General features: G+C 67.8%; 10 protein-coding genes. 4 read left to right on the top strand and 6 right to left on the bottom strand.

Going from position 1 to position 8,256, the window contains the following annotated elements; all coding sequences use genetic code 11:
- The 4 genes from VE759_RS15265 to rimP form a co-directional block, all read right to left on the bottom strand.
- On the bottom strand, positions 1–466 hold a 466-nt coding region (locus tag VE759_RS15265), incomplete at its 3' end, for a translation initiation factor IF-2 N-terminal domain-containing protein (RefSeq protein ID WP_324933889.1).
- Between the two features lie 67 nt (positions 467–533).
- A complete protein-coding gene (locus VE759_RS15260) occupies positions 534–782 on the bottom strand; it encodes a YlxR family protein (protein WP_414687927.1) in 249 nt (82 codons plus the stop codon).
- Positions 783–956: 174 nt separating this feature from the next.
- Positions 957–1,967: a transcription termination factor NusA gene (gene nusA / locus VE759_RS15255; RefSeq protein WP_324933885.1), complete on the bottom strand. Its 1,011-nt coding sequence runs from the start codon at positions 1,965–1,967 to the stop codon at positions 957–959.
- On the bottom strand, positions 1,964–2,488 hold the full coding sequence (gene rimP / locus VE759_RS15250; protein WP_324933883.1) for a ribosome maturation factor RimP: 525 nt from the start codon (positions 2,486–2,488) through the stop codon (positions 1,964–1,966). Before rimP ends, nusA begins: the two co-directional genes overlap by 4 nt.
- Positions 2,489–2,672: 184 nt before the next feature.
- Here rimP and VE759_RS15245 point away from each other — a divergent pair, with 184 nt between their 5' ends.
- The 4 genes from VE759_RS15245 (at position 2,673) to VE759_RS15230 (ending at position 4,951) form a co-directional block, all read left to right on the top strand.
- Positions 2,673–2,990, top strand: a complete 318-nt coding sequence (locus tag VE759_RS15245; RefSeq protein WP_324933881.1) for a hypothetical protein — start codon at positions 2,673–2,675, stop codon at positions 2,988–2,990.
- Positions 2,991–3,213: 223 nt separating this feature from the next.
- Positions 3,214–3,717, top strand: coding sequence for a nitroreductase/quinone reductase family protein (locus tag VE759_RS15240; RefSeq protein ID WP_324933893.1), 504 nt, complete (start codon positions 3,214–3,216; stop codon positions 3,715–3,717).
- A 248-nt stretch (positions 3,718–3,965) separates the two neighbouring features.
- A complete protein-coding gene (locus VE759_RS15235; protein WP_324933879.1) occupies positions 3,966–4,484 on the top strand; it encodes a hypothetical protein in 519 nt (172 codons plus the stop codon).
- Complete coding sequence (locus VE759_RS15230) at positions 4,481–4,951, top strand: ferritin-like domain-containing protein (RefSeq protein ID WP_324933877.1); 471 nt, start codon at positions 4,481–4,483, stop codon at positions 4,949–4,951. The genes VE759_RS15235 and VE759_RS15230 overlap by 4 nt, the downstream gene beginning before the upstream one ends.
- Before the next feature lie 2 nt (positions 4,952–4,953).
- Here VE759_RS15230 and VE759_RS15225 read toward each other — a convergent pair whose 3' ends face one another.
- Together VE759_RS15225 and VE759_RS15220 are read right to left on the bottom strand one after the other, a co-directional pair.
- The gene (locus VE759_RS15225; RefSeq protein WP_324933875.1) at positions 4,954–6,708 is read right to left on the bottom strand and encodes a proline--tRNA ligase; all 1,755 of its coding nucleotides are present in this window, start codon (positions 6,706–6,708) and stop codon (positions 4,954–4,956) included.
- A gap of 27 nt (positions 6,709–6,735) precedes the next feature.
- Complete coding sequence (locus VE759_RS15220; RefSeq protein ID WP_414687926.1) at positions 6,736–8,229, bottom strand: MFS transporter; 1,494 nt, start codon at positions 8,227–8,229, stop codon at positions 6,736–6,738.
- Positions 8,230–8,256 lie beyond the last annotated feature (27 nt).

Genomic DNA, 8,256 nt, shown 5'->3' with positions numbered 1-8,256 from the left:
TGCCGACGCGCGGGGTGCGGGCCGCGGGCTTGGGCGCCGGACCGGGGCGCGGACCGGGCTGGGTCGGAGCTGGTCCGGTCGGGCCGGGCCGCGCGGGGCCGGGAGCCGGGGCCGTGCCGGTCTGGCCGACGGCCGGTGCCGACGGGCGCTGCGGCGGTGGGGTCGGCTCGGCCGGCTTGGGTGCGGTCGGCTTGGGCGCGGCCGGGGCGGGCGCGGTCGCGACCCCCCCGCCGGATCCGGCGCCGTCACCGGAGACCTTGGCGGCCTTCTTGGCGGCCGCACCGTTGCCGGTGGCGGCGGCCTTGCCGCCGCCGAACGATTCGCGCAGTCGCCGTGCCACTGGCGCTTCCACGGTCGACGACGCGGACTTGACGAATTCGCCCTGTTCGCTGAGCCGGGCGAGGACTTCCTTGCTTGTTACACCGAGTTCCTTGGCCAACTCGTGTACGCGGGCCTTACCTGCCACTAACTTCTCCTGTCTAGAGGCGACAGCGGTGGTAGGCCGACGCCTCGGGTTTAGCTATGACGCATTGTCATCGGGACTTCACGGTGTGCTCATGTTCTTCGCAGCCTGTTCTCTTGCCGGGCGCCCCGAGCGCAGCGAAGTGCTCGAGGACCGCTGTGGTGTCCGGTGCTCCGGTGATCCGCAGCGCTCGGCCGAAAGCTCGCCGCCGAATCGCTGCGCGTAGACACTGCTGGTTGGGATGCAGCCAGGCACCCCGCCCCGGCAGATTACCGACAGTGTCAACGACCACGGCGTATTCGCCATTCCCGCTCGACACCGCCGCCACGCGAAGCAGTTCGACGGCCAGCTCTCGCTTGCGACATCCCACGCACGTTCGCACCGGTCCCGCTGATCCGATCGGGCCGGGGCGTCGATGCGCAGAAGCCGAAGTCTCGCGCTGGATCACGGCTCAGTCTACCGTCAGCCTCGCAGGCCTTCGAAACCGGCGCGGCTACTTCCCTGGCTGGCCGTGGGCTACTTCCGCGTCGCTGCGGATGTCGATTCGCCAGCCGGTGAGCCGGGCGGCCAGCCGGGCGTTTTGCCCTTCCTTGCCGATCGCCAGCGACAGCTGAAAGTCCGGCACCACGACGCGTGCGGCACGGGCGGACTCGTCGACCACGCTTACCGAGATCACCTTGGCGGGCGAGAGCGCGTTGGCGACGAACCGGGCGGGGTCCGGGTCGTGGTCGATGATGTCGATCTTCTCGCCGGACAGTTCGCTCATCACGTTGCGCACCCGCTGTCCCATCGGGCCGATGCAGGCGCCCTTCGCGTTGAGGCCCGGCACCCGGGACGCGACGGCGATCTTGGAGCGGTGGCCGGCCTCGCGGGCGACGGCCACGATCTCGACGGAGCCGTCGGCGATCTCGGGGACTTCCAGCGAGAACAGCTTGCGGACCAGGTTGGGGTGCGTGCGCGACAGCGTGATCAGCGGTTCGCGGGCACCGCGGGTGACGCCGACGACGTAGCAGCGCAACCGGTCGCCGTGCTCGTAGCGCTCGCCGGGCACCTGCTCGGCGGCCGGGATCACGCCCTCGGATCCCTTGGTTTCGGTGCCCAGCCGGACGACGACCAGGCCGCGAGCGTTGGCGCGGGCGTCGCGCTGGATCACGCCGGCGACGATGTCGCCCTCGCGCGCCGAGAACTCGCCGTAGGTCCGTTCGTTTTCGACGTCGCGGAACCGCTGCAGCATCACCTGCCGTGCGGTGGTCGCGGCCACCCGGCCGAAGCCTTCGGGTGTGTCGTCCCATTCGGCGGTGACGTTGCCGTCGTCGTCGGTTTCCCGCGCGATGACCTGCACGGCGCCGGTCTTGCGGTCGATCTCGATGCGGGCGTCGGCCTGATGGCCTTCGGTATGGCGATAGGCGGTGATCAAGGCGGATTTGATGGTTTCGAGGAGTTCGCCGACCGGGATGCCCCGGTCCACCTCGATCGCGTGCAACGCGGCCATGTCGATGTTCATGCGCCGGCCTCCTTGCCACCGTCGCCGGCCAGCTCCATCTCTCGCGGGCTGGGTCGCGAAAACTCCACTTGCACAACGGCTTTGGCGACGTCCTCGAGTGGTATCTCGCGCACGGTCCAGTCCCGCCGGCCGCGCGCCGGGACGACGACGCGCAGTCGGCCGTCTACGGCGTCACCCAGTCGCCCGGTGAACTGCGAACCGTCGGAGAGTGTCAGTTCCGCCTTGCGGCCGCGGGCCCGGCGGAAATGCTTTTCGCTGGTCAGCGGCCTATCCACTCCGGGAGAACTGACCTCGAGGACGTAGGGGCTGGCTTCTACGGTGTCCAGCAACCTCGATGCGGACTGCGAGAGCGTCGCGATGGTGTCCACGTCGAGGGGTTTGTCGCCGTCGGCGATCACGGTGATCTTGGGCGGCCGGGCGGTGGCGTGAACCACGACATCCTCGATCTCATAGCCTGCACGCGCGAACTCGTTATCGAGTAGCTCGATCACCTGTTTCTGCGACGGCAGCCCCGTGGCCACGGCGAGCTCCTCATCTTGAGTTGTCCGGCCAACCCGACTCCGCGCGCGACCGCAAACGCGGAGTCAGGCTTCAACGATACGCCAGAAGCGGTGTGTTACGAGGCAATCGGCAGGTCGGCCCGGGTCGTCTGGGTAGGGCACATGAGAGGCCGACGACTGCGGCCGGGGTTGGTAGCGTCGGCGCATGCACGGCGACGAGGACTCGGACGACAACCTTGACGACGAGGCGGAGCTCGGCGAGGCGGAGCTCGACGAGGCGGAGCTCGACGAACTCGACGAAGCGGACAGCAACGCGCACGTGCTGTCCATCCGCGCCGCCGACGGCCGTGAGCTAGTGACGATCTTCTCGCCGAATGAGGAATGGACCGTGCACCTACAACCGGGTGGCAGAGTGCCGAACGCCTTCCTTGGCGCACGTCACGACCCGATGGTGTGGGTCGACGCGATTGACCGGCAGATAGAACGCGACGAAGACGGCACGTACGTGATCCGCGTCGACTAGGTCGGCCTGGGTCGAATGCGGGGTGGCTTCCGGTCGCGGCTTGCTTGGTCGGGTGGTGCACGGATGGGTTGACGCGAGATCGGCGTTTTGCTGCGAAAGTGCGAGAGAGGCTCTGCATAACGTCGATCTCGACGCCCAGAACCGTGCAGCAGTGATCTTTGGCGTGCAATTCGTGATGAGCGAGTTTGAAGTTCTCGGGTGCTCGACATGCGATCCTCAAGCAATGGCCCACGAACGACCGAACGCGGTGTACGAGCTGTATCTCCGCGTGACGCGCCGGATCGGCCACTACCGCTGGTTCTCGCTTTTCATAAAGCACGTGGGTTCGCAGGTAGACCGCGCGCTGATCCATGCAAGCCGCGGCCGATTGTCGATTAGCGGTCCGGCAATGCCGACGATGCTGCTCACGACGAAAGGCAGGAAGAGCGGCAAAGAGCGAACGGTTCCGCTCTTCTACGTGCGCGACGGCGAGAATCTGGTCGCCGTCTGCGAGAATTTCGGTTTGGATACGGCTTCGAGCTGGCCGATGAACTTGCGTGCCGACCCAAAGGCACGCATTGAGATCGACGGCACGACTGCAAACTATCTGTCACGACCCGCTACAGACGAAGAGGTTGCCCGCAACATGCCGAGGCTGGTCGAGATGTGGCCTGCGCACGACACCTACGTCAAACGAAGCGGCACGCGGGAGGTCATCGTCTTCGAGCCGGTGGACGCGCAAACCTGAGCGTCTGTGTCCAGCCGGGTCATGAGCGTCGGCGGCGGTAACGCCAGCACTTCGTCGAAGACCGCGTCTAATTCGTCGAAGGTCGCCATAACCTGCTCGTACTGATTCGAGTTCATGGGCGAACGTATCGGCGGCCCCCGACTGGGGTCCCGTTGGCGTCGACAGCCAACTCCCGGCTATCCACAGATAGCCGTTGATCCACAAGCCTTTTCGAGGGCAGGCATTTGCGGCCATGGCAGGATGTCGCCATGCAGAACACCGGTCCGGTCGTGAGCCGGCGCAATGCCCTGCTCGGGGCGGCAGCGCTGGCCGTGCTGGGCACGGCGGCGTCGGCGTGCGGGCCCAAGCCGCCGCCGCCCGAGCTCCACGATCTGGAAGCCCAGCGCGACCAGGCCCAAAAGGACAGCGACATGGCGGCGGCCGCGGCCATCGGCGCCGACCCGAGCTACGCACCGGCGTTAACCGTCGTCGCCGCCGAGCGGGCCGCGCACGCCAAGGCGCTGGCCGAGGAGATCGCGCGCGCGGCGGGTACAACCCCGCCACCGCCGTCGCCATCGTCGCCGACGTCCACGTCTCCGGCCCCGGACCCGTCGCTGGCCCCACCGTCGCCGGCAGAGGTGACCGCGGCGCTACGCAGGTCGGCCGACAGTACGGCCCAGCTCGCGGCCAAGCTGTCCGGCTATCGGGCCGGCTTGCTCGGTGCCATCTCGGCGTCCTGCGCGGCCTCGGTCGCGGTGCCATTAGCGGCGAGGCAGCCCGCGTCATGACCTCACCGCAGCCCACCAGCACCACCCGCCCGCAGAATCCCGACGACGCCGCGCTTTCCGACGCGATCGCCGCCGAACACGCCACGATCTACGGCTACGGGTTCGTCTCGGCCCACTCCACTCCCGAGCTCAACGACATGATCTCCGAGTCCCTCGGCGAGCACCGGGAACGGCGGGAGGCCGCCATCGCGATGCTGTCCGCGCGGTCCGTGACGCCGCCGATCGCGGCCATCGGCTACCAGTTGCCGATCCCGGTGGCCAACCCGACTGACGCCGCGAAGCTGGCCCTGCGGATGGAAGAAGACGATGCGGTGGCCTGGCGCGCGGTGCTGGAGCAGGCCAAAACCGCCGAGGAACGGTCATTCGCGGTCAAGGCACTGACCGAATGCGCGGTGCGCGCCGCCCACTGGCGTCAGGTGCTGCAGACCTGGCCGCTGACCAAGCCGTTTCCGGGCGGCAACGAATAACCTCAGCCGACCGTCGCCGCGACCTCGGTCGCCGCGGCGTCCACCGGCAACTCGCGGGTCTCCCCGGTGAACCGGTTGCGCAACTCGACAACGCCGGTGGCCCAGCCGCGGCCCACCACGACGATGTACGGCACGCCGAGCAGCTCGGCGTCCTTGAACTTCACGCCGGGCGAGGCCTGCCGGTCGTCGAGCAAGACATCCACGCCGAGCCGATCGAGGTCGGCCGCCAACTCCGCGGCGCCGGCGCGGGCGTCGGCGTCCTTGTTCGCGATCACCAGATGCACGTCGAACGGTGCCACCGACGACGGCCATCGCAGCCCGAGGTCGTCGTGGTGTTGCTCGGCGATCACCGCGACCAGCCGCGAGACGCCGATGCCGTAGGAGCCCATGGTCAGCCGGATCGGCTTGCCGTCCTCGCCGAGAACATCGGCTTCGAACGCATCGGTGTACTTGCGGCCCAGCTGAAAGATGTGGCCGATCTCGATGCCGCGGGCCGATGCCAGCGGACCGCCACCGTCCGGCGACATGTCGCCGTCGCGCACCTCGGCGGCCTCGATCGTGCCGTCGGCGACGAAATCCCGGCCCGCGACGAGGCCGACCGTGTGCCTGCCCGGCTCGTCGGCGCCGGTGATCCAACTGGTTCCGTCCACTATCCGCGGGTCGACCAGATACCGAATACCGTTGGTCAGCAAGCCTTTTGGGCCGATGTAACCCTTCACCAAGAACGGATGCTTCGCGAAGTCCTCGTCGTCAAGCAGCGCGTATTCGGCCGGATCCAGGGCGGCGCCGAGCCGTTTATCATCGATCTCCCGATCGCCGGGTACGCCGATGGCCAGCAGTTCCCAGTCCCCGCCGGGCGGGCGCACCTTGATCACCACGTTCTTCAACGTGTCGGCCGCGGTCACGGTGCGGCCGACCAATTCAGGCACGTCGGCCGAATTCGCCCAGTCCACCAGGGTGGCGATGGTCGGTGTGCCGGGCGTGTCGTAGACGACCGGCTGAGGCAGATCGTCGAACGGCAACGCCGCCGGCGGCGTGGTGACGACGGCCTCCACGTTGGCCGCATAGCCCGATTCCACGCACCGCACGAAAGTGTCTTCGCCGATGGGACTTTCGGCCAGGAACTCCTCGGACGCGCTGCCGCCCATCGCCCCGGAGACGGCCGAGACGATCACGTAGTGCACACCCAGCCGGTCGAAAATTCGTTGGTAGGCCTCACGATGGTGGTGATAGGCCGCCTTCAGCCCGTCGTCGTCGATGTCGAACGAGTACGAGTCCTTCATCACGAATTCGCGGCCGCGCAAAATGCCCGCGCGCGGCCGGGCCTCGTCCCGGTACTTGGTTTGGATTTGATACAGCAGCAGCGGAAAATCCTTGTAGGAGCTGTACTCTCCCTTCACGGTGAGCGTGAACAGCTCCTCGTGGGTGGGCCCGAGCAGATAGTCGCCGCCGCGGCGATCCCTCAGCCGGAAGACGCCATCACCGTATTCGGTCCATCGGTTCGTCGTCTCATAGGGCCCCCGTGGCAGCAGCGCCGGAAACAAAATCTCCTGCCCGCCAATCGCGTTCATCTCATCCCGGATGATCCGCTCGATCTTGCGCAGCACCCGCAGTCCCAGCGGCAGCCAGGTGTACAGGCCGGGTCCGACCGGCCGGACGTAGCCGGCCCGGATCAGCAGCTTGTGGCTCGGCACTTCGGCGTCGGCGGGATCGTCGCGCAGCGTGCGCAAGAACAGCTCGGACATGCGGGTGATCACAGCGGGCTAGCTTATCGATCAGCCGAGCTACAGCTCGCCGGCCTCCACGGCCTCGCGGGTGTACTGCGCGGCGGCGATCTGCCCGGACGAGTATCCGATGAACAGCGCGGCGCCGCCGACCAGGATCGCGACAGCGGCGATCCACAGCAGCGAGTAGGTGTAGCCGTGATCAAGGGCGTCGAGCTGGCTGGGCGTCATGTCGGCGACGCGCCCGGTCGTCCCGCCCAGATAGAGGGTGCGAGAGGTTTGCACCGCCTGGATCACCACCAGCACCAACGGCCCGCCCAGGTTGTAGACCATCAGCGTGATCGCCGACACCGGGCCGATCTCGCGTGGACCAACATTCGCCAGCGCACACAGCGGAAGCACCACCGTGATCACGCCCAAGCCGACGCCGCCGACGATGATCGGCACGAAAAGGTCGGGAAAATACGAGACGCTGCGGTTGATCGTCGAGCCGTACAACATCGCGCCCAGCACAAACAAGCCGCCCCCGACGATCAGCAGCCGCGGCGCCATCAGCGGCGCCACCCGGGCGGCAGCGACGTTGCCGAGGCCCAGCGCGACCGCGAACGGGATGAAGCAGATACCGGCCCGCAGCGCCGAATAGCCGAGCACGTCCTGCACATACAGCCCGATCATCACGGTCAGCGCGAGCAGCACGCCGCCGCCCAGGAACAGCGAGACGAAGGTCGCGACCCGGTTGCGGTCGAGGAACAACGACAGCGGCACCAGCGGATACTCGGCGGTGCGCTCCACGATCAGGAACGCCGCGAACAGCATTACGGTCGCGACGGCGGCGCCGATCACCCACGGGTTCACCCAGCCGGTGGGCGGGCCCTGGGTGAAGACCAGCACGGCGGTGCTGCACGCCAGCGTCGCCAGGACAGCGCCGGTGGCGTCCAGCCGCAGCCGCTCGCGATGGGTTTCCCGCAGCCGGGTCAGCGCGATCGCGATGATCCCGGCGCCGATCGGGACGTTGATCAAAAAAGCCAAGCGCCATGAGATGACCGTGAACGCCCCGCCGAGCACCAGCCCCAGCACCGAACCGACGCCTTGCATCGCGGCCGACACCGCCATCGCTTGGTTGCGGGCATGCCCGACGGCGTAGGTGGAGGCGATCAGCGCCAGCCCGGTGGGCGCGGCCACGGCGGCGCCGATGCCCTGCAGTGCTCGCGACCCGATCAGCATCGCGTCGTCAATGGCCAGACCGCAGGCCAGTGACGCGACCGTGAAGAGCGCGACCCCGGCGATGAATGCCTTCTTGTGGCCGACCGCGTCGCCGACGCGCCCACCGAGAAGCAGCAAACCGCCGAAGGTCAGCACGTAGGCGGTGATCACCCAGCTCTTGGCGGCGTCGGACAGGACGAGCTCCGCCTGTATGCGCGGAAGCGCGACAACGACGATGGTGCCGTCGAGCGTCGACATCAGCGCCATGCCGGTGATCGCGACGATCGCGATGCCCAAAACGGTGGTGGCGAGCGGCTTTCCCGTACGCGGACTGCGTCGGGATGCGGGCATGGATAGGTACCCTACCGAGCGGGAAAC

Origin of the sequence: Mycobacterium sp. (genome assembly GCF_035640695.1) — a bacterium.
Classification (GTDB): Bacteria; Actinomycetota; Actinomycetes; order Mycobacteriales; family Mycobacteriaceae; genus Mycobacterium.
Note: the sequence above shows the minus strand (reverse complement) of the source record. Positions and strands in the feature narration are given on the sequence as shown.

Excerpts from the sequence above, each read along its gene's own strand:
- VE759_RS15230 (WP_324933877.1), top strand. The coding sequence starts at position 4,481 with ATGACCTCACCGCAGCCCACCAGCACCACCCGCCCGCAGAATCCCGAC.
- VE759_RS15245 (WP_324933881.1), top strand. The coding sequence starts at position 2,673 with ATGCACGGCGACGAGGACTCGGACGACAACCTTGACGACGAGGCGGAG.
- VE759_RS15235 (WP_324933879.1), top strand. The coding sequence starts at position 3,966 with ATGCAGAACACCGGTCCGGTCGTGAGCCGGCGCAATGCCCTGCTCGGG.
- VE759_RS15220 (WP_414687926.1), bottom strand. The coding sequence starts at position 8,229 with ATGCCCGCATCCCGACGCAGTCCGCGTACGGGAAAGCCGCTCGCCACC.
- nusA (WP_324933885.1), bottom strand. The coding sequence starts at position 1,967 with ATGAACATCGACATGGCCGCGTTGCACGCGATCGAGGTGGACCGGGGC.
- VE759_RS15240 (WP_324933893.1), top strand. The coding sequence starts at position 3,214 with ATGGCCCACGAACGACCGAACGCGGTGTACGAGCTGTATCTCCGCGTG.